18 protein-coding genes and 1 pseudogene are annotated in these 23,224 nt (G+C 54.9%); 1 reads left to right on the forward strand and 18 read right to left on the reverse strand.

What is annotated here, in order from left to right:
• The 11 genes from HU754_RS00275 to HU754_RS00325 all read right to left on the reverse strand — a co-directional run bounded on the left by HU754_RS00275 (nt 1) and on the right by HU754_RS00325 (nt 11,901).
• Complete coding sequence (locus HU754_RS00275) at nt 1-849, reverse strand: tetratricopeptide repeat protein (RefSeq protein ID WP_186620176.1); 849 nt, start codon at nt 847-849, stop codon at nt 1-3.
• 18 nt (nt 850-867) lie between these two features.
• Complete coding sequence (locus tag HU754_RS00280; protein WP_186620178.1) at nt 868-1,239, reverse strand: hypothetical protein; 372 nt, start codon at nt 1,237-1,239, stop codon at nt 868-870.
• A 4-nt stretch (nt 1,240-1,243) separates the two neighbouring features.
• Nucleotides 1,244-1,699 (reverse strand): hypothetical protein, encoded by a 456-nt coding sequence (locus HU754_RS00285; RefSeq protein ID WP_186620427.1) that lies wholly within the window; start codon nt 1,697-1,699, stop codon nt 1,244-1,246.
• An 88-nt stretch (nt 1,700-1,787) separates the two neighbouring features.
• Complete coding sequence (locus HU754_RS00290) at nt 1,788-2,516, reverse strand: hypothetical protein (RefSeq protein ID WP_186620180.1); 729 nt, start codon at nt 2,514-2,516, stop codon at nt 1,788-1,790.
• Entirely contained in the window at nt 2,513-4,963 is a 2,451-nt protein-coding gene (locus HU754_RS00295) for an alpha/beta fold hydrolase (protein ID WP_186620182.1), read from the reverse strand. The genes HU754_RS00290 and HU754_RS00295 overlap by 4 nt, the downstream gene beginning before the upstream one ends.
• 9 nt (nt 4,964-4,972) lie before the next feature.
• Nucleotides 4,973-6,367, reverse strand: coding sequence for a TIGR01777 family oxidoreductase (locus tag HU754_RS00300; RefSeq protein WP_186620184.1), 1,395 nt, complete (start codon nt 6,365-6,367; stop codon nt 4,973-4,975).
• 204 nt (nt 6,368-6,571) lie between these two features.
• Nucleotides 6,572-7,939 (reverse strand): lysozyme inhibitor LprI family protein, encoded by a 1,368-nt coding sequence (locus tag HU754_RS00305; protein WP_186620429.1) that lies wholly within the window; start codon nt 7,937-7,939, stop codon nt 6,572-6,574.
• Nucleotides 7,940-7,985: 46 nt separating this feature from the next.
• Nucleotides 7,986-9,125 (reverse strand): lysozyme inhibitor LprI family protein, encoded by a 1,140-nt coding sequence (locus HU754_RS00310; RefSeq protein WP_186620186.1) that lies wholly within the window; start codon nt 9,123-9,125, stop codon nt 7,986-7,988.
• Nucleotides 9,126-9,311: 186 nt separating this feature from the next.
• On the reverse strand, nt 9,312-10,061 hold the full coding sequence (locus tag HU754_RS00315) for a lysozyme inhibitor LprI family protein (protein ID WP_225919953.1): 750 nt from the start codon (nt 10,059-10,061) through the stop codon (nt 9,312-9,314).
• A 155-nt stretch (nt 10,062-10,216) separates the two neighbouring features.
• Complete coding sequence (locus HU754_RS00320) at nt 10,217-10,828, reverse strand: hypothetical protein (protein WP_186620187.1); 612 nt, start codon at nt 10,826-10,828, stop codon at nt 10,217-10,219.
• A 128-nt stretch (nt 10,829-10,956) separates the two neighbouring features.
• Nucleotides 10,957-11,901, reverse strand: coding sequence for a tetratricopeptide repeat protein (locus HU754_RS00325; RefSeq protein ID WP_186620188.1), 945 nt, complete (start codon nt 11,899-11,901; stop codon nt 10,957-10,959).
• A gap of 120 nt (nt 11,902-12,021) precedes the next feature.
• Here HU754_RS00325 and HU754_RS29720 point away from each other — a divergent pair.
• Nucleotides 12,022-12,189, forward strand: a pseudogene (locus HU754_RS29720) (DUF6124 family protein); the annotation flags it as partial.
• Nucleotides 12,190-12,302: 113 nt separating this feature from the next.
• Here HU754_RS29720 and HU754_RS00330 read toward each other — a convergent pair.
• The 7 genes from HU754_RS00330 to tssM are packed head-to-tail and all read right to left on the reverse strand — an operon-like array spanning nt 12,303 to nt 23,222.
• On the reverse strand, nt 12,303-12,698 hold the full coding sequence (locus HU754_RS00330) for a lysozyme inhibitor LprI family protein (RefSeq protein ID WP_186620189.1): 396 nt from the start codon (nt 12,696-12,698) through the stop codon (nt 12,303-12,305).
• 9 nt (nt 12,699-12,707) lie between these two features.
• The gene (locus HU754_RS00335; RefSeq protein WP_186620190.1) at nt 12,708-15,401 is read right to left on the reverse strand and encodes a DUF8812 domain-containing protein; all 2,694 of its coding nucleotides are present in this window, start codon (nt 15,399-15,401) and stop codon (nt 12,708-12,710) included.
• Between the two features lie 23 nt (nt 15,402-15,424).
• Nucleotides 15,425-15,862 (reverse strand): hypothetical protein, encoded by a 438-nt coding sequence (locus HU754_RS00340; RefSeq protein WP_186620191.1) that lies wholly within the window; start codon nt 15,860-15,862, stop codon nt 15,425-15,427.
• Nucleotides 15,863-15,891: 29 nt separating this feature from the next.
• Nucleotides 15,892-17,928, reverse strand: a complete 2,037-nt coding sequence (locus tag HU754_RS00345; RefSeq protein ID WP_186620192.1) for a type VI secretion system Vgr family protein — start codon at nt 17,926-17,928, stop codon at nt 15,892-15,894.
• Between the two features lie 28 nt (nt 17,929-17,956).
• Complete coding sequence (locus tag HU754_RS00350; RefSeq protein WP_186620193.1) at nt 17,957-18,958, reverse strand: serine/threonine-protein kinase; 1,002 nt, start codon at nt 18,956-18,958, stop codon at nt 17,957-17,959.
• Nucleotides 18,955-19,683: a PP2C family protein-serine/threonine phosphatase gene (locus HU754_RS00355; RefSeq protein WP_038359322.1), complete on the reverse strand. Its 729-nt coding sequence runs from the start codon at nt 19,681-19,683 to the stop codon at nt 18,955-18,957. Before HU754_RS00355 ends, HU754_RS00350 begins: the two co-directional genes overlap by 4 nt.
• Entirely contained in the window at nt 19,683-23,222 is a 3,540-nt protein-coding gene (gene tssM / locus HU754_RS00360) for a type VI secretion system membrane subunit TssM (protein ID WP_186620200.1), read from the reverse strand. The genes HU754_RS00355 and tssM overlap by 1 nt, the downstream gene beginning before the upstream one ends.
• Nucleotides 23,223-23,224 lie beyond the last annotated feature (2 nt).

Below are 23,224 nucleotides of genomic sequence, written 5' to 3' on the forward strand. Positions count from 1 at the left end.
TCACTGTCTCAGTCCCTGAATTTCAGATCGCTCAACGACTCGTTGCGGAATCTTCTGCGCTTTACCAGCCGCGGTCATCGCTTCGCCGTACTCGCGGTAATAACGCTGCGCTTCTTCTTGCCGATCAAGTCGCCACAGCGAATCAGCCATGTTCAGCATCAGCACTGTGCGTTTGCCGACAGCTTCAACGCCTCGATAAAACTTCAGCGCCAACTCATCGTTGCCGCCCTCGGCCAAGTAGAAACCGAGGTCGTTGTAAGTCTGAACACTTTGCGCCGGGGGATGACACGCCATGTAGGATTCCGGGCTTAAAAAGCTCAGGCTCCATTCGATGGACTCTGCTCGGGACTGTACCGGCTCGATACTCGAAGCATATTTCAGCAGGTCCTTGGGTGACTTAGTCTCCAAGACAGGATTGAGCACCCCGCCCTCTTCGGAAACCCATTGCTTGCCTACCCATTTTCCCTCACAAAACCGCTCGTAACTCTCAGCAAGCACGCAACCGGTTTCCATCGAGATCACATCGCAATGCCCTTGTGATGTCGCTATTTCCTCACCGTTCTCACCTATGACTACGCCGTACTCCACCGCAGTCGCCAGTAGAAATTTTTGGTCAGGGCTGAGCCACTCAGGATAAGCCTGGGCAGCAATGCCGGCATGGAACAACGGGAACGTTTTTCCATTCGCGGTGAACCAGGCAGTGGTAGATTCCACGACGGGTGACGTCCATTTTTTAGCCCGGAACGTCACTGTGTTTCCGGCGGCTCCCACTATTGGCGGGTCAACGGCAAAGACATTGGTAGCGCTGAACAAACCGCCGATCATCAACACCCACTTAAGGCTGGTCATAGCAAATCCTTTTCGCCGTTAGCCGGCCTTTTGTTTTGTCAGGCACTTTGCATAGCCGTCCGCAAACTTGGCGTCGAATGACAACGCCACCGGTTCATCCAGCTCGGCCGAGGTGTTGAGCAATTCGTGAGTAGCCGGGGTGTATTTGATCCAGCCAATCGTGCCGGTGCCGTCGGTGTCGAAAAACAGCTGAGCGCGCACTACTTCACCGTCGTCCTCGTCGATCAGCAGGTTGACTTTGTCCTTGCCGACATAACGAAACGGAAAATCGCTGCTCCTGACAAGCTCAGTAAGGTAGCCGTAACAACTCCCTTCGCTGGCAGTCGCGGGCAGTGAATGAGATAAAAGCGAAAGCGCAATCAGCACCGACCGAATGAAAAACCGGTTCATCCACTCACTCCTCATCCATCGGCGACGATTCCACGTCGGTCATGCTCAGCAGCCGGAATTCGTTGTTCACAAATTCGTAGTAACGGTCCCGGTTACCACTTTCCAAAGCACTCCCCTGCGCATCTTCTTCGCCGTCGAGCGTGATGCCGGACACGATGATCATGCGGCTCTCGGGTTGGTAAACCATGCCGAACGTACTGCCGTCATAAGCATTGGGCAGCCCGCCAACGACTTCCCCAGTTTGAGCGTCCAGCACTTCGCCACAAATCGCGCTACCGCCACAGCCGAGCCTGTGCAGGATGTAATGGCCGGCGAAGTTGACCTTGCCTTTCAGGGCTTGCACCCGTGCCTGATCCATCATTGGGCTGCTGTTCTCTTGCGGCACCAGCTTATGGTTGGGGCCGGTGAAAACTGGCGTGACGGTGTAATCCTTGAAGGTTGGATCGGCAGCGAATGCCATGGATGCGGCAGCCAACAACAGGCTGCCGAGAAGAACCGAAAATCCTTTCACGCTGTAACTCCATCGACACAAGTCATTGTGGGTGTGTTCATTCGAAGGCAATGCCACGCACCGCTTTCTTGATTTGCTCGAACCCTTCGTTGCCGATCGCCAGCGGCGCGGATGAACCTGATTCCGCCGAGCCAATCAGGACGTCTTTGCCCCTCAGCAGGCAAAAAGCGATGCGGGTAATGTGCCGTCGTGACTTGTCGTGGAAACCGAAGATGAACCCCGAAGACTTCTCTCCACCCCATTGCTCAAAGGTGTAGGTGCTCGCACGACCGGCCAGCGATTTGGGCACCCAGCCCTGATCGGTAAGGGTCGCCGGACACCTGCGGTCGTTGTCGTCACGCAGGACTTGCACCGCAAACACATCGTCTACCGGGGGTTTCCAGTCGGTGAGAAGCGAAAAGTTCTCCGAGTTTTCACACATCAAACCAAACCACGGCAGGCTCAGGTCGCCGTGTTTCTCGAAGTGCCAATCGGCGCCACTCGACGTCTGCGCTTGCCACAAGCTGGGGGCGCTGGACGGTTTGGGCAGTTGTTTGGCTGCGATAAATACCGAATAGAAATCGTCGAACTTCAGCCATTGGTTCTGCAGCAGCGGCATGGAGAACCGACACGAACCCATGTCTACAACTGCCTCGGTCGGGCCTTGCGCAACCGGCGACTGGCCGGGTTCGTTACCGACCAATACAGGACCTGCGGCAGTCACATACTCCACCTGTAAAAACGCGACCAGACCAAAGATCAGCTCGCGGAGGTATCGTAGTTTCACTTCGCATCCTTCGAATTGATCAATTCCAAATCCCCATCCCGATACACCACCTCACACCCCACCCACGCCGGATCAACCTGCGGCATCACCGCCGACGGCTTGCGCAACTCGCGCAACAACGTCGAACCATGCGACAAGCGCCCACCCATCCGCGCAATCACCGCCCGCGCCGTTTGGTAATGCGCATGCCGCCCCGGATCGAGGGTGTCTTCGAGCAAAATATCCTTGCCCAGAATGCCCTGCACCTGCCCCGGATAAATCATGAACCCGGTGGCCTGCTCCGCACCTTCGCGACCGTCCTGCCAAAAGCTGCCATCTCGGGCGCGCACATCCGGATGCGGCGCGAACCAGTGTTCGCGGTCGGCCAACGGCATGGCGTGGTGCAGGCGGAAGAAGATGCGCATCAGGTTGTCGCGGTACCACTCGCGCACTTGCAGGTAGTAGCCGCGCAGGCCCGGCAGACCGGTCGAATGCGCGAGGCGGATCAGAGCTGGCCATTGCGGGAATGCTTGTAACGGCAGCTCACTCGACGCGGGTCGAGGGGTGGCCGGATCGGTCTCCCACGGCAATCGATGCGGACTGTTTTCAAGGTTGTCGTAAGCGGTCGGCGGGCGGCCCAGCCAATCACCGCCGCTGCTGGCCAGCGCTGTAGCGATGCAAAGATTGCCTTGCACCACGAACACGTAAAACCGGGTGAACCAGTCCGCGAGTTGTTGGCCATCGGCACTCTGGGCGACGAGTTCGGCCAGTTCCTGATCGAAGCGCTGCAAGCCATTTTCAAGGCTCAGCAAATGGCCGCGAGCCTTGCGTTGCATACGCAAAAACAGCGGAAACGAACGCAGCATCTTCAGCGGTTGCCACGGCAGATGCGGCGTCGCACCGCCGACTTCACCGGCGTAGTTAGCGGCGCTAATGCCCCAGTCGGCCAGCCGGGCGAGAAACAGATCATTGTTGATATAGGACGCGCCGCCGAACACGGCGGTGAACGGCTCGTTGTCCTGCAACACCCGCGCATCCCAACGCGCCATGATCGCCGGAATACTCGCGGCGGCTCGGCGTTGGGCGTATTCCACCAACACGCTCGGTTGCGGCGGCAGGATCTCGGCGATATTGGCGGCGGTCAGGTGGCGGCGCCAGCCGTAATCGCTGATCGGCCGGTATTGCAGCAGCCACAGTTGTGAGCCGTCCCAGGCCCACTCGACGTCGCCGGGCACGTAGTGGAACACGCGCAGCACGTCTTGCAGAAAGCGCCACAGCAAGTCTTCGGTCAAGCCGTGGGATGGCGTGAATGTGCCGCTGCGCCAGGCATCACCGAGCCGCGAAAGCGTTGCCCGTGAGGGGCTGACGTGACCGTCGGCCAGCGATTCGAGATGGCCTTCCACCCATTCCAGTTCTACCGAGAGATGGCGCACGAAAGCGATCCCGGACACTACCGGCGTGATGAAGCGCTGCACCACCACTTCCTCGACGCCCTCGGCCGTCAATTCAGCAATGCGTTTCGGCACATTGACGGTCGGCTCGCGCAGATAGGTGGTGCTCAAACCGGCATTCGCCGAATCGGCCTGATCCTCGCCATAACTGGAGGAGCGCACCGCCCAAGTCACATCAGGTTGGGCGGCGAGAAATGCCGGCAGACGCGGATCGTCGCAATCGTTGAGCGTCAGCGCCGCCGGCACCGCTTGCCGCGCCAGTTCAGCCAGGCGCAAACGACCGCCCTTGGTGTGGGCGACAAACCCACGCTCGCCCGACTCCAGCCACTGCGCGAACTGCGCGGGCGAGTCGATCCACGGGTAATGACCCCAACCGGGTTTCAGGCTGATGGTCAGATCTGCGCGGGCGAGAATCGCCGACCACGCCGCCGCTTGCTCGATGCCGAGCACCGCGTCCTGATCGCCCCAAACCAGCTCGACCGGATCGGTGATCCACTCCAGCAGCGGCAGCGCGGTGTCGGCCCGCACCAGATCCCAATGCGGCACAAACGCCCGACAGCGAGCATAGCCGGCGCCCATGCGCTGGTACTGCGCGGGCGTCCAGGTCTGGTTGGAGAACTTGCGGGCGAACAGCGTGGGTTTGTTCGACAGCAGCCAGTGGATGGTCTTGCGGATCGGCAGCGGCGACATCAGCGCCGGCAATCGACGCTGCCACAAAAACGCACCGACCGGCGCCAACAAAACACTGCGGGAAAAGTGCCCGGGTCGACGTTGCAACGCATGCAATACAAGCAAGGCATTGACCCCGACCGCCATGATCGCGCTGCCCTGCTCCGTCATCGCCAACAAGGTCTGCGCGTAGTCCGCCAGATCCTCGCAAGGCGGTTGCGGATTGGCGCCGAAACCCGGCAACTCCAGCGGCACCACGTCGTAGCGCTGGAAGTGCGGCAGTGCGTCGTCCCACCAATCGGCGGCGCTGCCGTTGCCGGCCAGCAGGTACATCAACGGCTTGCTCATGGACGATCCTCAGGTCAGATCGCGCAGAGCGGCGTCGAGGGTTGGATAACGGAATGTGTAACCGGCGTCGGTCAAACGCTGCGGCACCACGCGCTGACCGTCGAAGAACAACTGCGCCATCTCCCCCGCCATTGCACGCACTGGCGCGGCGGGAATGTGCAACCACACCGGGCGCTTGAGGACCTTGCCGGCCTGCTCGGCGAACGCTGCCTGACTGACCGTTTCGGGCGCGACCATGTTGTAGGTGCCGCGCAGAGTGTCGTCGTTGAACGCCCGCGCGATCACCTGAAGCACATCGTCGCGATGTACCCAGCTCATGATCTGCCGACCATCACCCATGCGCCCGCCGAAACCCAGGCGGAACGGCAGCAGTAACGGCGTCAACGCACCGCCCGAGCCGAACACCACGCCAAGACGCAGCACCACCTGACGCACGCCAAACTCAGTGGCCGGTTGCGCGGCGGCTTCCCAACGCGCACAGAGTTCGGCCATGAAACCATCGCCCTTGCTGGCGTGTTCAGCGAGGCTTTCGCTGGCATCGCGTACACCGTAGAAACCGATGGCCGAGGCTTGAATCCACAGTGCTGGTTTTTGCTTTGTGTTCTTCAACCAAGTCATCAACGCTTCGGTGGTGCCGACTCGGCTGGCGAGCAGTTGAGCCTGACGTTTGGGAGTCCAGCGTGGGCCGGCGACGGGGGCGCCGGCGAGATTGATCACTACGTCGAAGGTGTCGTCGTGGCTGAGTTCGCTGAGAGAATGCACGCAGCGGACGCGGCCGTTGAATAGATTGGCCGCGCTCAACGGATCGCGCGTCAGTACGCTGACCGAATGGCCCGCGTCGAGTAATTGATTGACCAAGGCTTTACCGATGAACCCAGTACCGCCGGTGATCAGCACGCGTTTGAAAGCGCCACCGGCAAACGGGTTGGATTGGCTCGGTGCCTTTACTGAAGGGGATTTTCGGCGGTCATGCCGATACAACCAGAACAGCGGCGGCAACAACACCAGCAACGCAAAACCGTCGAGCCACAGGTGCGACCAGACCTGTTGTTGCGCTGAGAGCCACATGTCCTGCGGCGCCCATAACAGGATGCCGGCGCTCAACCAGCCCCAGACTGCCGGGGCTTTCAAGCGATTGCCTAAGTGCACCAACGCGAGCATGTACAGCGAATAACTTTGCAGCGTCGCGCCGAACAGCGCGAGCCACCAGACTTGTTGTTCGTGGCCGGCGGCGGGCACCGGGTCGGTGCCCCAGAATGCGAGTTCGAGAACTTGCAGATAGCCGTCGAGTAAACCGGAATGCCCGGCCCAGGTCAGGGTGAGTCCGGCGAGGATGTGCACGATTGCGGCTGCGTATAGCCAGAGCACTAACGCGGGGCGAAGCGAGGTCGAGGGGGCTGGCATTCCATGTCCTGAGCGCATTCCTTGGGGGTGGGGAGTTTAAAGGAAAATCGCGGTCGTCAGATGCTCAAGTATTAAACGTTTAAGCGCTGCGGATTCTGGCTCAGCGCATATGAAAACGCGTTAGCCATGATGGCGGAACGCGTTTAATCACATCGAGGTGAAAAGGCGTCGGGCGCTTTAAACGCCCTTCTTCACTTAACCGCACTAAAAGCAGCTGCTGGCCACTATCGGTTCGGCCACTTCGGACTGAAGTCGCTTAATCGCATTGATGCCCGAGTCGTTACCTTTGTCGGCAGCAAGCTGATAACAGGCCAAGGCGCGAGGAGTATCTTTCTTTCCTAGATCGCCGCTTTTCCAATAATCGCCTAACGAAACGAATGCATGCGTTGATCCCATGGTGGTAGCACGAATCAACTCTTTTTCAACGTCCAGCGGGCGCTGGCAGGGTCCTGAACCGGCCAATTCATTGCCAAAACAATAGAAGCCAGCCAACGACTCAGCACCGCTCGGCGAATCAACGGCTGCTGCCTTGAAAAGAGCCTCAACTTTGCCGTATTCCAATTGCGGGGCCATACCCGACAGACTTAGCCCGGCCGCAGCCGAACTAGATATAGGATCGCCTGAAGCGGCCGCGCACAGGTAATTTTCCAAAGTCGCCTCAAAAAGTTCTCCTGTCAGTCGGTATTGCTCAAGGCCGCCCAAGCCAGCAAATCCTTGTCCGCGCTGCCAACAGAAATTCTCCGCACGACTCATTTTCCGCGTACTGGCTACAGAAAGCTCTTTATCAGGAATCGACCAGTCCTCAACCCCATCAAGCGTCCAGCATGACTTCCGCGAAAAGTTGAAAATCTTGATATTGCTGTTGCCGGCACGTTTATCCACAACGTTAACGTGGCGGTCATCCACCTTCTCGATCTCTATTCCTTCCACTTTCCCATCGGACACGGCCACCATTAAGGGAAACGCCATATCGCGTCCCACCTCCGCAGTAACGTAAGTCACAATCCGCCCTATATCCGACGTCCCCTTTAATACCAGCAGCTTCACGGCCTGCGCAGTTAGTCGCTTCTGCGATTCGGCATTAGCGGAGAATGCTGGAAGAAACTGTCCAAAGTCTTGCGTAGGGCACGAGCCACGTCCAAATGTCGGGCCACTCCCGGTATCGGACGCGATATTGTCCAAAAACACTGAACGGTCACGACTCATACTGGCGATGCAATTGTTCACCGCTGCCACATGCGCCGAAGAGCCCGGTTCCGTCTCCAACGCATCGACCTGGCAATCGGTATCGCGCAGTTTGATCCAGGCGCGCTGAGCCTCCTGAACCGTTGCCTTTTGGCTCGCCGCAAGAACTGGATCGGTCTGATATCCACCTTCGAGCCGAACCATCAGTTCTTGATAACTGGTATTCAACTGCGCATCTGCAGCTGCCTTGGCACTCACAGAGCATCTTTCACTCTGAGAGTTCGTAGTGATATCGGCACATGCATCGTCAGCAAATGCATGTCCCCCCAACAGAGATAAACCACCAATCAGCACGGCGGGCAGCACCGGAATAAGATGTTTACTCAAGGCAAATTCCAACAATATTTTACGAAAGTGTATTTTTAAGTCGTGCTTATTCTTCAAGGGAGATAGCCATTTTCAGAGTAGATCCATTCAGATAAACGACTGCTTCGCGCCCATTAATATCGACAGGGGTAGGATTTTGGATCCTTCCTTCATCACTAGCCTTCGCAATTTTTGTTAACGTCTTATCCGCAACATTGGCACGCCAAATAGTTTCATCACCATTCTTGAAATAAAACGTCGGCCGTGACTTGCTCCAAATCGGAGCATATATATTCCAACCGGCCTCGGGCCGACCAGCCTGCGCTATCGTTTCATACCCTGAGGTGTGCGAGTAGTACGCTTGCAATTTTCCATACTCACCACCCCAACCGAATGTCAAACCACTAACAGCATTTTCATCAGTATTTGGCCACTGCTGGAACAGCAAACTGCTTTCCACTGGCGGAGATTTTGAACCGAGCTTATAAACCATCCCCCGCAGCTGATTCTTGGAGAGCTGCTGTCGATAATAAAACGCCCCATCCAAGATTCCCGCGAATCTTTTCCCTTCGTCGTTTGAACCCAAACTCAGAGCACCATCAAAACCGATATCTTTCGCAATCGTGTGCAATACCGGCCTGTCGTTGCGATCAACGTACTCATATAGATTACCCCGGTACGCAATCATCGCCGCATCAAAATGCCCTTCAAACACGATGACATGCAACATGCCTGAAATTGTTTCAGCTGAGATCAAAAATCGTTCGACAGCCCCCTTTTCATTGGGAAGCCATGCTAAATCAATGACCTTCCATGAACGTTCAAACTGTGTGTACGGCTTATCACCCAACATTAGCTTAATATCTTTCTGAGTCGGCCTAGGCGCAATAGGAACCGGCGACAGAAAGCGTATCTGCCGAACATAAGAGTCCTCTAAACACTCCACTGACTCACAAGAGTTACGCTCTGACTCAAGCCATTCACTTTCGATTATTTGTAAAGCTCGCCGATTTTTTATCGGTTTGAAGACCTCACTGAGCTTTTCGTCCATTGCGGACAAAGAAGGAGAACTACAAATTTTCCTCTCTACTTCCGTCGAAGCTTTGCCACAGTCGAAACTCGCAGAAAATGCGACCGAACTGAATAGCAAAAAGGTTAACGATAAAAAGCAAGGGAGCGAATGTAAATTTTTCATTGAATCAGCCATCAAAGAAATTTTCCCACCATCGAAACGGATACGTTTACGCTCCGCCTCAAAATCAAATAATTTTGGCGCAACAAATAAATCCGTTCCCTCTCACACGTAAAGGAAATAGCGCAAAAAAGAGAAAGAAAAGTTTGTTCATGCTCATCCAAGTCGACGCTTTCGCGCGAATGCTCTGGCTTGTCCGTTTCAACGTCTGCTCTTGTCCGGTGCCAAAGCCAATTGGCGAGCACGCTCTATCGTCGCGCGAATCAGGCAGGCATCGGACCACTCACCGAAAACTGATTTATGCAATTTCGGGTCGGCCTGGCACTCCGCATCTCGAAATTTCATCCAGGCTCTTTGAGTTTCCCTCAGTGCTTTCTGACCGCTTTCGTCCAGCCGGCTCATACGATCCCGAAATACAGAATTCAACAATGCATCCGCGTCAGGAACCATCAGATCAAGAACACCATTTCCCGAGGGAAACCACTCTACGTCCGCCAATGCCTGTTCGCTCTCATTGTTCCAATTGTAGAGGCCGTTTTCTTCGATCTTCAGTGTGGCGGATCGCTGATGGTGATTCGTCGGATCGCTTTCGCTGACCTCCGAGCGATAAACAATTTCCAAATAGATAGGGTCGGTTGTGCGCTGAGGATCATTCAATAGCGTTTGCCGAACAATGGCCCGTTGCTTATCGCTCTCAGTGATCTCTATCGAAAAGCACGGATCCGGCCCAGGACGTTCTGCGGACGTCTTCCTCTCCAGGCATTGATTACGAACCGCCATTGAAGGGGTATCCGAACCACCACCCACATCAACGACTCTGACAAGCAACCGGACTTCCGGGTCCTTGGAAAAGTCGGCCTGAAGGATGGTGGCAATCATCGTGCCCTCAGCCATGACCACAGGCGACAGTATTGAAAATATAAAAATGAGGCTGAATCTGAAAATCTGCATTCCTTGGCGTCCGTAAAAAATTCAGTGATCCGTTCAATTCTGAACGGGTTTGCGACAGAAGATAGAGTCAGAACCGACAAACGGGCCAGATCTATTTAAGTTCTCAACCAAATTAAAAGCGGTCGAGCGTAACAAATAAATCCGTCCCGTTTTCCTCAAAGATTTCCTCTCATGTCCATGCACTCCTTCGCATCCGCGAGGACTTTGCGCTCACCATTATTGAGGACGCACACAGGTTTTTTGAAGGTGCCTTTCATCTTTTGACAGATAATGTTACCCACTTCCTTATAAACACATTGCTCGCCAGAAATGATCAACTCTTTACCTGGAGTCAAAGCCACAACTTTAGTGCTTTCAATACGGTAAACGTTCTCGTAAATTGAATCACCGGACTGTTGAATATCTTTATAGGTACCATCCTCCAACTCCGAAGCACTAGCAGGGATGTCTCCGATATATGCGGCCTTTCCACCTTTAGCTACAGCAAAAAAAATCATCACCTGAGCGTTTGGACCCATATCATCACTGGTTGGATAAGAGAATATAATTACTTTATTTTCGCCCCCTGCCACTTCTCTAGCAACATAATCTGACCGACATCCGCGATCAGCATTATCAAGAGCGAAGACTCCCCCTTCAAAAGAAAGAGTCAAGCTAGCTTGATCGGCATTCTGATCAGCTTCTTTACATATCAGGCTATGCTCAGTTGAAGCCGAATAAGCAGCGCAACTATAAATGGATAACAGAAACACCATTAGGCGAATCATTCAAATGACCTCAGAAAAATTTTAGAAGCTTATTTGTCATTGTTTCACGAGCCGAGAAGTTCACTGAAAAAATGGGACAGACCACGTTTTTCTGATAATTACTAAAACGTGATCTGTTCCCACCCCTACTATTGGTCATACCAACTACAGTTTTCTCGAGATTTAGCCGACTGTGGAATACGTCCACCCTTTCCGTTTTTTGTCATTTTAGCGATATATTCTTTATAAAGCGGACACGCATCGGACTTCATACCTATATCCCAATACACATCTGCCAAATTCAATATTGCAACGACTCTCTCCGGGTATTTTTTATGAATTTCCTTCAAAAGCAAAGCAGCTAAAACGCTATTTTTGTTACGATACAAATAATAGGCATAATCATTTAGGGGCCCGACATTATCATCGGACACTATCAAAGTCAGCTCATACACCAGCTCCTGGGGGATGCTCCTTCTTACTTTATTACCGCCATCATCAACCCCATAAAACAACTCTCCTTTTTCGCCCTGAGGAAGCTTACCAAGGATGTATTTAAACTCTTTCCTGACTTCTGCAAGCTGAGCCTCATCATTCAAATAGCTAAAATTAGGCCAACTTTCAGAGAACTGAGAAAACAGCATACAACACGCTATACGCTGAACATCAAACTGCTGCGGAAACAATGCTTCAATTGGTACCTTCTCACCACCCAAGGTATATTTTTCATCTCTACTAGGTTCAACCCATGTGGATTTTTTATATAGAACCCAATCTTCCTGCGCGGAGTTCCACCTAAAGCTATACTGCGTAAGATCAGTATTACGAGTATAAAAATCCAATAACAATGAGAATTCACCTGGTAGATAACCTACAGATAACCCACCGTCTCCAAGTTCAAAATCCCCCGAAACTGACTTGTCGCTTCCGCCTATATCGATAGTGATTCGCGAAACTGTGCCGTCATCCTCGAGCGGGCTAACACTATACGGATCGCAAATGCCATCCCCATTCAGGTCAGCCTCGCAGCTAGAGTTCGCACTTATCACTCTTGCCATGAGCGCGAAAACGAAAAAAGCTACTAGTCTTATCATAATGTCCTTCAGTGCAACGATGCGTGCTTCGGCGTGTTAATTAGCTAAAGGGAAGAAAAAAGGGCACAGACCACGCTTTTCGGGTAATTACTAAAACCGTGGCCTGCCCCATTTCACCCCCTGTCCATCAGCGCCATTGCGGCCAAATTAGCGGACGATGTCGAAGGCTCAAACCGATCTGTGGCACCGGCCCTTAGCCGAATTGCTGATGGAGCTCAGCTAATGGTGGAGCGTGCGCTGGATCAGCTGGAAGAGTTGCTCACGGCAAGGCAGGAAGCGAAAACGTAAGAGATACGGGTGGGGGCTGACTAGAGAATCAATCCAGCCCCATACCCTATGAACATAAGTATAGGGGAGCAAACGAACCATGAAACAACGCGCATAATACCCCCCTCGCTCCACTACAAATCGGGTAACGTTTTATCTAAATAGATGGAGCGCTCCAGACTCATTCGCGCGACACAATTGTTCACAGTCGTAAGATAGGCAGGTTGCCCAACTTCCACCTCAAATGCCTCAAGAGCGCAGTTAGTATCACGCAGTTTTAACCATGCGCGCTGAGACTCTTTCAGCTTTTGCATGTAATCACCGCGAAGTGCGGCGTCGACCTGGTATTGAGATGCAACTCTTTTAATAAGCTTCTGATAGCTACTATTAAGATTAGAATCTGCAGACTCTTTCGCTTGCTTTGCACAGATATCTACTTGTTGACTAGCAGAAATACTAGCGCAATCTGATTGCGCGGCGGCAACTGACAAAGGTACCAGAAGACCAATTAACAACAATAAATTTCTCATGTATCTCTCCTAGCGGTTTTTTCTCAAATAAGCAGCGCGCTTTCGCCCATCTTCATATTGTCTAATTGTCGGGTTATTCTCGATATAGCTTATGAGCTGATCAACATCATCCTTCATCCCGGCTTTCATCGGATTCTCCCCTTTCGTGAACCCTTGATATACAAAGTCCACCAAAATATCTTTAACGATTTGACTTAATGCGTCCCACTCTAAACGATCCGAAAAATGAGCAGTCCAATAATTATAATTGGCGATAGCTTTAGTCACGTAGCCAGGATAAATCAAATCAAATAGAGCTTCTTGCTGCTCGATTGTTATCGTGCCTATGTCAGAGCGATTCTGAGCAACAAAGTCTCTCGCGTGCGAGCCCTTATACAGCCGCCCCTTAGATATTTTTGTTGCCTGAGCATCTGCTACACCTGCAGCAATCATATGATTATATATTTCTGTTTCAGACCTAAAACCCATGTCATACCCGCGCCCTAATGTGACACCTGACAAGTCGTTTCCAGGCCAGTGGATATGACGACTAAAGAATGGTGATCCTGGAGTATCATTACCTTCAGCATCATAAGTAATTTGTCCAGCTTTCGAAGCTTCCTTTGCAAGGAAATTCCCGATCATTGCAATTGGATGGAAGTGCCAAATATTTCCATCGCCAAGCCCTTTTTCTTGAATAGCTGGATCGTCCCAAAAGACCAGTTTATCAATACGATCTTTTTCTAGCTTAAGAATCGCCGGAGACCCTTCAAGCATCTGATTGAGGCGAGTCCACTTTGCCGATTCGGATTTTTCCTTCCATTCGGTTGGATGATATGCAACCAACTTAGACCAATGATCTCGAAAATCAACATTTTTTAATGCTTCAGGAAAATCTTCCGGCGTCACCTTATTATCATGGTTACCAAGCTTATCCAATTCTTCATATAGCTCCTTAAAAAAAACTGGCATATCATCCGGATCTAAAAAACCGTCAGAACTTGAATTGTTTTCCTTTACAATGCGAAACCCTATCTTCCCCCAATCATGCTGAGTAACTATCTTTGCTTCTGCCTTTCTTATTAAACCCTTAACATCTTGACTATTTTCTTTAACCGCTACCTCATACCACTCAGCAGGATCTTTAAATATTGGAGCTTTGCTTAACTCAACACAATGATCCGTCTCGAGGGGCACACTCCCTATCTCAGGAGTTTTTTTGGTCAATATAGTACCAGCGGGTAAATGAATGTATCGCTTGCCCTTTTTCACTCCAGCCGTATTCTTCAAAAAATCATCGACTTTTGGATCAAGTGTAAAAATTTCCAAATGGACTTGCCGCTTACGAACTACCCCTCCGTTCGGCCCCTCCAAGACTTCATTGAGGCCCAAGTATCCAATGGTATCCCCCGCCTTGATCTTCGCATTCATCGGAACAACTACGTCAAAACTCGCTGGAGTTAATTCCAGCCACTCGACAACCCGATTCGGGCTGACATCCTCTACGCAAGCCCAAAAACTTGAAGGCACTGCTCCATTTTGATTTTTTAGCCCAGTAGGAGGGTTGGAGGTGCTGGGAATAAATACACACTCGGCCATTCTAAGAAGCTTGCCATTAAGCTTTAAATTCAGGATTTTCGAACTATCGAACTCAATAGTACTATTAGTACTCAGAACCATAGAGCTACCTTTTTTTGTACCGGCATTAGCTCCATCAGTCAAAGTAGAAGGTGCATTCCGTAAAATCAATCCGCTTCCCGTAACTTTCGCGCGAACCTTACCTTGCCAATATCCCGGTTTCGATCGAGCGATTGTTCCTCCTCCTGGCTCAAGAGGATAATGCTGAAATGGCAGCAAATGCATATACAGACTGTAAAATGTCAGAATGTTATTCGTATTGGGAGTTACCTGAGTATTGGGCGGAGATTTATAATCATGTCGAACCAAACAGAACGAACTCGAATATTTTAGTTCCTCTGATCCGCCCTCACCCTCAAATGTAGATTTCTCATAATCTTTATTGAGCCGGTAGGCTACGACCACGCCATCTGCCATACAGCGAATAGGTTCATCGCTAACACATTGCGGGGCGCTTGAATTACTTATATGAATCCCTCCATGCCAAAACTTATGGCTGCCTAAAAGATAATTTCCGGAAGTTTCCCCTTGCAATATAGAAAAAACCTCATCCGCATCTTTATAACGCCCGCCGCCCGACTTCCTTATTGGAAACTGAAAATTTAGAAGGCTAAACGCAACTGGTTCAGGTGCTGCTGTGCTCGGAGCGACCGCCTGTTGACCCCACCAAAGCTCTGGACTAATCAGGTTGCCGTTCGGATCCTTCATTTGGTAATGAACATGGCGGGGGTATTGGGTTATACCATTCGGCCCTTTACCTCCCATCGTGCCGATTTCATCACCCGCAGCAACAGTTGCTCCTTGGCTTACAACGTGGCTGCTCGTATGCAGAATCTCATGACTATTGCCGTCCGCATCTTTGATTTTTATCGTACCGTAATTACCACCTGTAAACGTTACGGTTCCGGCAATTGGAGCATAGACTTTTGGATTTTGTAGGTTAATACCATTCTGGCCGCCGATATAGTTAAAGTCTGTCCCTCCATGAGGGCCACTCGCACGCTGCTCGCCATAAACCCCTGTGATATGAGGTTGGTGGCCGTCAACCGGGGGCAGAACACGAAGCATCACTTCATTGAAAGACATACCAATTCCTTTTTAATTTTCCATCAAAGCGAATAGTCTTGAACTTCATCCAAAAACCAACACTTTTCAAACTTAAATACATATACAATTTGATAATCGGTATCAGGCTTTTCTATCTTTATTTTTGCAATAGCGTTCAGCTCTTCCAAAACTGTCACTTCAACGCCGTCGGCAACTCGCTTCTCTCTTCCGGGAATTACGGGGAAAACGACCTTCTGCTTATCTAATAAGACTATTTTTTGTTCCGGCTCAGGTTCAGCGTCTACCGTAACTATTTTTTTCAATGGGATGTGAGTGAACGCGGCTTGAACAGAGGGGCTTTCCAAATAAGCGGGTAGAAACTTTGAAAATGAGGTTGATGGACAAGGGGCTAAATCTGATACGCCTGCCATCACAAAACTCGAAAAAACCCCAAACACTGAGGCGATGAGTCCAAAAATAACGTGCCGTAAATAATTCATATAACAGATCCTTTTAAACGGTTGAGTCATCACTCGGAAAACACAAAAAAAGCCTTCGGCTTAACCTTCTCAGGCACCGCATTCCCCAACGCCTGATCCATCAAACTCCCCGCCTTATCCTTATCCGCCGCACCCGGCAGCACCGGCGGTTTAATCCCAATGCCAGTCCCCGATCCCGCAGAGCCACCCGCATTGATCTTGATCACCGGCCCAACCACCGTCACCCCACCGCCATCGAGCTTGATAAAGCTCCCACCCCCAAGAATGGTCAGCTCCGTCCCCGCCTCAATAACAATCTTGTCCCCAGCCTTGAGGTGTATCTCTTTCCCCACGCTGGTGAGCTGCGCAGTCCCCAGCTTCACATGTTGGTTCTGCCCAACCGTGAGGTGGTCATCCAGCTTCGCTTCAATCTTGCGATCGCTAATCGTCGTGCGGTGTTCTTCAGCTTTCAGCTCGGTGTAGGTGTTCTTAACCACCGTGTCATGACGCTCATTACCGATCCGAATCTTCTGGTCATGCTCTACGTTTTCATCCCAATCACGCTGGGCATGAATGTAGATCTGCTCCGCACCTTTTTTGTCTTCAATGCGCAGTTCGTTGTACCCACCGCCCCCCGGCGAGCTGAGTGTTTTGAACACACTGCGAGTCTTGTTCGCCGGCAGCGCATACGGCACCGGGTTTTCCTTGTGGTACAGGCAGCCGGTCACCAGCGGTTGATCGGGGTCGCCTTCGAGGAAGGTGACGAGGACTTCCATGCCGATGCGCGGGATGGAGATGGCGCCGTAGCGGTCGCCGGCCCAGGAGCTGGAGACGCGCAGCCAGCAGCTGGTTTTGTCGTCGGCCTGGCCTTCGCGGTCCCAGTGGAATTGCACTTTGATGCGGCCGTATTGGTCGCAGTGGATTTCCTCGCCTTTGGGGCCGGTGACCATGGCGGTCTGGCTGCCGAGGACGCGCGGTTTCGGGTGTTCGAGGGCCGGGCGGTAGAACACGTCCCACGGGGTGGCGAGGAAGGTGTTGCGGTAGCCTTGGTGGAAGTCGTCTTTATTGTCGGTAGTGTCGCTGGTCACGCCTTCTTCGAGGACTTGCGGCTGTTTGCCTTCGTGGAAGAGTTCGGTGAGCAGCCACAGGTCGTTCCACTCGCTGCGCGGGTGGTCGGACAGTTCCATGAAGTGGCCGCTGACCAGTTTGGTCTGGTCGCTGCGACCTTCGGCCTGCCGGTAGTCGGCGCGATGGCGTTCTAGGGCGCGTTGGCTGAGGAACTTGCCACGGGCGCGGTCGATGAAGCGGCCCGGGTAGTCGTAGTCTTCGAGATCCGGCTCAGTGCTCTCGCCTTCGGGTTTGTAGGCGGCTTCCATTTGCAGGCGCGGTTTTTCGAAGTCGTAGTCGCGGCGTGTGGTGCGGCTGGTGCGGGTTTCCAGGCGCAGTTTGAAGCCTTTGATCACCGGTTCTTCGGCGACCATGCCGCTGCCCTGCACATACGCGGTAGGCTGACCGAGTTTGCGGAACACGGTCTGGTCGTCGCCGAACACCAGCAGATGGCCTTTGTCGCTGTGCTGGAAGTGGTAGTGAATGCCTTCCTCTTCGCACAGGCGCTGGACGAAGTGCAGGTCGGTTTCGTCGTACTGCACGCAGTAGTCGCGGTCCGGGCACGGCTGGCTCAGTTGGAAGCTGTAGGCGTTGCCCTTGATCCCGTGTTCTTCGAGGATCAGCGCGATGATTTTCGGCGCTGACATCTGCTGGTAGATGCGCTGGTTGGTGCGGTGATGCAGATATTGCAGTTGCGGCACCATCGACACTTTGTAGCGGGTCAGGCGTTTGCCGGCATCGCCCTGAGCGACGCGGTAGATCTGGCCGTGGATGCCCGAGCCTTGTGGATCGAATGCAAGAAACGCCTGCTTGTGCAGCAGTTGTTCGAGGTCCAGATCCGGGTTTTCGCTGACCAGTTCGAGGTCGAAGCGATACGGCTGGCTGATGCCTTCGGTGCCGGTGAACGACAGCACTTGCAGGTCGCCGACGTAGTCTTCGACCTTGAGGCTGAAGTGGGTTTCGTTAGCTGGGTTGAACATAAAGTGCTCCCTGTTCGAATGTCATCCGTTACGCCCGAAGTCGCAGACGTTGCAGCCAGGACGAAGTGGCGCCCAAGGCGTCACGCAATTGTTGGGCAGTGATGGTGCGTTCTGCCGGGTTGAAGCTCAGCGCGGTTCGCAGCGCTGGCCAGCCGTGTTTCGGTAAGTTCGCCGGGGCTTGCAGTTCGCGCTCCAGGTGCTCATCGCGCGCCTGAGTCGAGGGCAAGCGGCGGAACGGGTGTTTGCCGCCCGCCAGTTCGTAGATCACGCAGGCCACGCCGTACATGTCCGCGCTGGCCGACAAAGGTTGGCCCTCAAGCAGTTCGGGGGCGGCGTAGCCCGGGGTCCAGGCGTTGAAGCGTTCGCGACTCAGATGCGGCAGGCCGGGCATCACACCCTCCTCTGCCTGACCGAGGCCGAAGTCAAAGAGGCGCAAGCCGTCTTCGCTGAGCATGACGTTGCTCGGTTTCATGTCACCGTGCAGCACGCCGCGACCGTGGGCGTAGGCCAGCGTGTCGAGCAGCGGCAGGACGATGTCGCGCAGTTCTTGCCACGGCAGGCCGAGGGGCCGCTCGCAGAGCAATTTGTCCAGGGTCAGGCCACGCATGTATTCCATGGTGATGAAGGCCCGCTGGCAGTCGGTGTCGACTTCAAAAGTGTGTGCACGCACGACGTTGTCGTGGCGCAGGCGTCGGGTCAGGGCGAACTCGCTGTAGAGCAAGGCACTGGCGTCCGGCGATTCGGCAAATTCTTCGCTGAGGATTTTCAGCGCAATGTAAGGATCGGGATCACCGAACTGTTCGTGCAGCAGATCCCGCGCCCGGTAAACGGCGCCCATGCCACCGGCCCCGAGCAGACGCTCGAGGTGGTAGCGACCGGCGAGTACGTCCGGCAGTGCACCGATGCTGGCCTTGGTTGGCGCCAGCAAAGGTTCTGCCTTGTTCTCCTTGGCGAAGGCGAAGTAGGTCAGGTTGTTGGCCTGTTCTTCGCTCATCAGCAAGTCATCGACTGAGGATTCGATTTCAGTCATTGGCGGATCACCACGGCTGTCAGGTTGTCGCGCGCGGCACCACGCAGGGCGCCGTCGAACAAACGTTCCAGCGCCACGTGCGGCGCGCTGAGGCTGAGGGCGTTGCCGAGGGCATCGCTGCTCAGGCCCTGATACAAACCATCGCTGCAGAGCAAAAACGCATCGCCCGGATAGACCTCGAGCTCGAGGACATCCAGGGTCAGTTGTTCGGCCGCGCCAACAGCTCGGGTCAAGGCCTGAGCCGCCGGGTGTGCTGCCGCTTGTTCGACGCTCATTTGTTGCTCGTCGATCAATTGTTGTTGCAGCGAATGATCCTTGGACAGCTGATACAACCGCTGCCCACGCCACATGTAGCAACGGCTGTCGCCGGCCCAGATGCAGGCCGCGCGATTGCCTTCCACCAGCAGCGCGACGACGGTGCTGCCCATGATGCTGTCGTGACGCCCGGCGGTGACCGTCAACTCCTGCCCCAAACGCCGGTTCAGCCAGTGCAGGCACTGGCGGATGGCTTTGAGGCGTTCGTCGAAGTCCTCGTGTTGCGGCAGTTCAGCCAGGCTGGCGACGATCAACTGGCTGGCGATGTCGCCACCCTGATGACCGCCCATGCCGTCCGCGACCACCCACAGCCCCTGCTGTGGCGAGTCGAGGAAAGCATCTTCGTTGCGCGCCCGCACCTTGCCCGGGTCGGTACGCGCCGCGCTGCGCCAGGCACTGGCCACCAGCATCAGAGCTGCACCGGCATACGGAAGGTGCGCAGTACGCCCATGTCGAACGGGTTCGGCGTGCGCTGGCTGGTCAGCAGGTAGTTGGCGCGCAGGCCACCTACGTCGGCTTTCAGCACCAGCACGTCGCGACCGCTCAGGTACTCGGTCTGCATCAGGTCGAACAGACGGAACAGCGACCATGGGCCGGAGTTCTTCTCGATGCCGATCGGGCGCCCGGCCATTTTGTCCATGACCAGACTGGTACGACCGTCTTCAGCATCGGTCGGCCATTTGAACGACATTGGCAGGATCGGACCGTGGCGGTACTCCATGGTCTTGTCGCCGAACTTGAACTCGGAACGGCTGACCGCCGGGTCGAGGGTGTACGGCTCCAGTTTGAACTGCACGGTCGGCTCGGCCGGGTTGATCGAGAAGAAGCTCTGACGAATCGTCAGCGCCGCCGCCATCTGGTCCAGATACATTTTCGACACCGGCAGGCTGTGGCCGTCGACGCTGCGCATGCGGTAGTTGCCCGGATCGCCGCTGACGAACGGACGCAGGTAGCTGTCGAAGAAGCGGTCGACGGTACCTTGAGCCCGGAAGAACTCGCGGAAGTCGCTGATCGCTACGTCGCTGGTGCTGCTGGCGCTGAACGGATAACGCTTGCTGATGGTTTTGCCATACACGCTGTACAGCTCGTTCTGATAACGGCCGTTCAGGTATTGGTAAGCATCGTTAAGCACCAGACGCCACGAGTCTTCGGCCAGCACGTTGAACCACACGCTGAGCGGACGCGGCAGACGGCCGGAGGCATTGCGCAGGTTGGTCAGCGCATCACGCTGGCCGCTCATGCGGGTTTTCGCCATTTCGAACGCGGCTTGTTCAGGTGTGCTGGAACGGGCCAGACCGGCGAGTTGCAGTTGCAGGTCGTTGAGCGCGCTCAGCGCAGGCGTCAGATCCGCCGCCGGGCCGTTGTTGTCATCGAGCAAACGATGCAGCGGTTCGAAGCGGCGTTGCAGCGACTTCTTCGCGGTGTCCGGCAGGGTCTTCGCCACGTTCAGGGCCGAAGCCTTGTCCGCGACAGCCGAGGCCAGTTTACCGACTTTACCCAGTTTGCCTTTCTGCCCGGCCAGTGCATCAGCAGCGTCGCCAGCTTCTTCGACAGGATCTGCAGCGGCCTGGAAGCGCGTGTTCTCACGCACTTCAGTGAGCAATGCCAGCACCGGCGAGTTGGCCGAAGTCAGGCCCGCCAGTTGTTCGGCGCCTTCACCGGCGTCGCTGATTGGCGGCAGGGCAACCTGGCCAACGGCTTCGCTCCAGTAATTGGCGTAGTCGCGGAAATACAACTGCTCCAGCTCGACCATCAGACGACGCAAGTCCATGTCGCTGATGCCGGCGCCTTCACCCAGCACCCAGTTGTCACGCAGGATGTCGGTGACCAGCGCCGAACCCTGTACCGAGAAGTACTGCTGATAACCGGTTTGCGTGTAGAAACCCGGGATCACGTATTCGGTGCCGATAAACAGCGAGCCTTGTGGGCCGAGGTGTTGGCTGAAACGATAGTCCGGCAGGTTGCGCGCCTGCTCGCGGAGCATGCGGTAAACCACGGTGGCCAGCGATTCGCTGCGCAATACCTGACGCGCCTGAGTGACCAATTGGTCGTTCAGCGGGTAGATAAACGGCTGCTTCAGCAGGCGATCGAGGTGCGCACTCAAACCGTTCTGTACGGCGGTGTTGCCGGTATAGCGCGTCGACCAGTCAGTAGCGACCCAGTCCTTGAGCCACGCGGCATCGCGACGATCCTTCATGTTCAACATCAGGTACGCGCGCAGGCTGTTGAGCAGGCGGTCGCGGTCCTTCATGTTGGCGCGGATCTGCCCTTCGAGCATGGTCGCCACCCGTGGCAGCAGTTGCTTTTCAAGCTCGCGCTCGTAAGCCTCTTTGACCACTGGATTGACGTCTTCACCTTGATACAGCCCGCCACGTTCGTGATACGAAACGTCGCCCTTTTTCGGAAAGACCTGGGTTGCGGCGTAGCTGGTGTCGAGGGTTTTCAGCACGCCCATGGCGTCATCACGCGGCGACAAAGCTGTGCGCTGTTGCGTCCAGTTCTGCGCCAGATTGCGCAGGTTTTCCAGGCGCTCGTAGTTGGCCGAAAAGCCGCCCGCCCAAAGCATACCGAACAGTGCCAACGACGCCAGTGCACCAACGTACAGGGCACGCTGGCCCCAATGGATGCGGCTGCGTTCGCGCTTGTCCAGACCGGCCAGATCGGCCTCTGGGAAAATCACCTGGCTGAACAAGTGATGGATGAAACGCGAACGGCCGCTGCGCAGGGTCGGCAGCACGCCGGCGCTCATGCCGAGACTGGCGCCGATGCCGGCGGTGGTGGCATCCATCTCTTGGGTCAGGTGCGGCGCGCTGGTCAGGTAGAAACCGCGCAGTTGCGTGGCACGCTGATAACGGTTGCCGGTGAACGCCATGTCGACGAACAGGCACAGGCGCTCGCCGATCTGCCCGAGTTGATGCGGGAAGTCGAGGATGCGACCACGGCGCTGAGTGTCGCGCTCGGAGTGCATGCGCATGATCACTTGGCTGTTGAGGCGACGCAGCAGTTCTTCGAACTCGTTGCGCAGCACAGCGACGTCGGTGCCGACCTGATCCTTGCGGAAACTGGTGCCGAGCACTTGATCGCTTTCTTCGCGAGTCAGTTGATCGAAGAACTCGTCGAAGCCGAGCAGCTTGTCAGCCTTGCTCAGGACCAGGTACACCGGCACGTCGACGTGCAGTTTCTGATGCACGTCTTGCAGACGGCCGCGAACCTGGCGTGCGAGGGTATCGATGTCCTGCTCACTGCCGCCAAGCAGGGTTTCCACCGGAATGGTCACCAGCACGCCGTTCAACGGACGCCCGCGACGGCGCTTGCGCAGCAGCTCCAGCAAGGTGGTCCAGGCGCTGCCGTCGACTTCCGCGTCAGGCTGGGTCATGTAGCGCCCGGCGGTGTCGATCAGCACACCGTGGTCGGCGAAGTACCAGTCGCAATGACGGGTGCCGAGGGTGTCGCGGGTCAGCTTGCGGTCGATCTTGTTGATCGGGAATTCCAGACCGGAAAAGTCCAGCAGGCTGGTCTTGCCGGAAGCCTGCGGACCGATCAGCAGGTACCACGGCAAGTCACTGCGCCAGCGCTCGCTGCGGCCGCGATACAGGCTGGAAGTCTTCAGGGTTTTCAGCGCGTCTTTGAAGCGCGCCTTCAACTCCTTCTGTTCTTCGTCGATCAGCTCTTCGCGGCGAATGCGGTCCTGGCCGTCCTCGCTTTCTTCCTCGGCTTTCTTGCGGATACCCGCGCGCCAGCTGACGAAGACCATGGTCAGGCCCCAGATCAGGAACAGCACGGCAATGGTCAGCAAGCGAGAGGTCGAGCTCTCCCAGAACTTGTAGTCATCAACCGCCAACAACGGGCCGACGAACCACACCAGCAGCGCCACAAACAGCACCAGCAGCAAGGTCCAGACCCAGGTCTGGCGCAGGAAGGCGCCGACTTTCTTGAAAAACTTTTTCATCA

This window comes from Pseudomonas zeae (assembly GCF_014268485.2).
In the GTDB taxonomy this organism is placed as follows: Bacteria; Pseudomonadota; Gammaproteobacteria; order Pseudomonadales; family Pseudomonadaceae; genus Aquipseudomonas; species Aquipseudomonas neuropathica.

What these genes read in the sequence shown, in the direction of transcription:
- HU754_RS00275 (WP_186620176.1), bottom strand. Translation starts at nt 849, where the DNA reads ATGACCAGCCTTAAGTGGGTGTTGATGATCGGCGGTTTGTTCAGCGCT.
- HU754_RS00280 (WP_186620178.1), bottom strand. Translation starts at nt 1,239, where the DNA reads ATGAACCGGTTTTTCATTCGGTCGGTGCTGATTGCGCTTTCGCTTTTA.
- HU754_RS00285 (WP_186620427.1), bottom strand. Translation starts at nt 1,699, where the DNA reads ATGGCATTCGCTGCCGATCCAACCTTCAAGGATTACACCGTCACGCCA.
- HU754_RS00295 (WP_186620182.1), bottom strand. Translation starts at nt 4,963, where the DNA reads ATGAGCAAGCCGTTGATGTACCTGCTGGCCGGCAACGGCAGCGCCGCC.
- HU754_RS00300 (WP_186620184.1), bottom strand. Translation starts at nt 6,367, where the DNA reads ATGCCAGCCCCCTCGACCTCGCTTCGCCCCGCGTTAGTGCTCTGGCTA.
- HU754_RS00310 (WP_186620186.1), bottom strand. Translation starts at nt 9,125, where the DNA reads ATGGCTGATTCAATGAAAAATTTACATTCGCTCCCTTGCTTTTTATCG.
- HU754_RS00315 (WP_225919953.1), bottom strand. Translation starts at nt 10,061, where the DNA reads ATGCAGATTTTCAGATTCAGCCTCATTTTTATATTTTCAATACTGTCG.
- HU754_RS00320 (WP_186620187.1), bottom strand. Translation starts at nt 10,828, where the DNA reads ATGATTCGCCTAATGGTGTTTCTGTTATCCATTTATAGTTGCGCTGCT.
- HU754_RS00325 (WP_186620188.1), bottom strand. Translation starts at nt 11,901, where the DNA reads ATGATAAGACTAGTAGCTTTTTTCGTTTTCGCGCTCATGGCAAGAGTG.
- HU754_RS00330 (WP_186620189.1), bottom strand. Translation starts at nt 12,698, where the DNA reads ATGAGAAATTTATTGTTGTTAATTGGTCTTCTGGTACCTTTGTCAGTT.
- HU754_RS00335 (WP_186620190.1), bottom strand. Translation starts at nt 15,401, where the DNA reads ATGTCTTTCAATGAAGTGATGCTTCGTGTTCTGCCCCCGGTTGACGGC.
- HU754_RS00340 (WP_186620191.1), bottom strand. Translation starts at nt 15,862, where the DNA reads ATGAATTATTTACGGCACGTTATTTTTGGACTCATCGCCTCAGTGTTT.
- HU754_RS00345 (WP_186620192.1), bottom strand. Translation starts at nt 17,928, where the DNA reads ATGTTCAACCCAGCTAACGAAACCCACTTCAGCCTCAAGGTCGAAGAC.
- HU754_RS00350 (WP_186620193.1), bottom strand. Translation starts at nt 18,958, where the DNA reads ATGACTGAAATCGAATCCTCAGTCGATGACTTGCTGATGAGCGAAGAA.
- HU754_RS00355 (WP_038359322.1), bottom strand. Translation starts at nt 19,683, where the DNA reads ATGCTGGTGGCCAGTGCCTGGCGCAGCGCGGCGCGTACCGACCCGGGC.
- tssM (WP_186620200.1), bottom strand. Translation starts at nt 23,222, where the DNA reads ATGAAAAAGTTTTTCAAGAAAGTCGGCGCCTTCCTGCGCCAGACCTGG.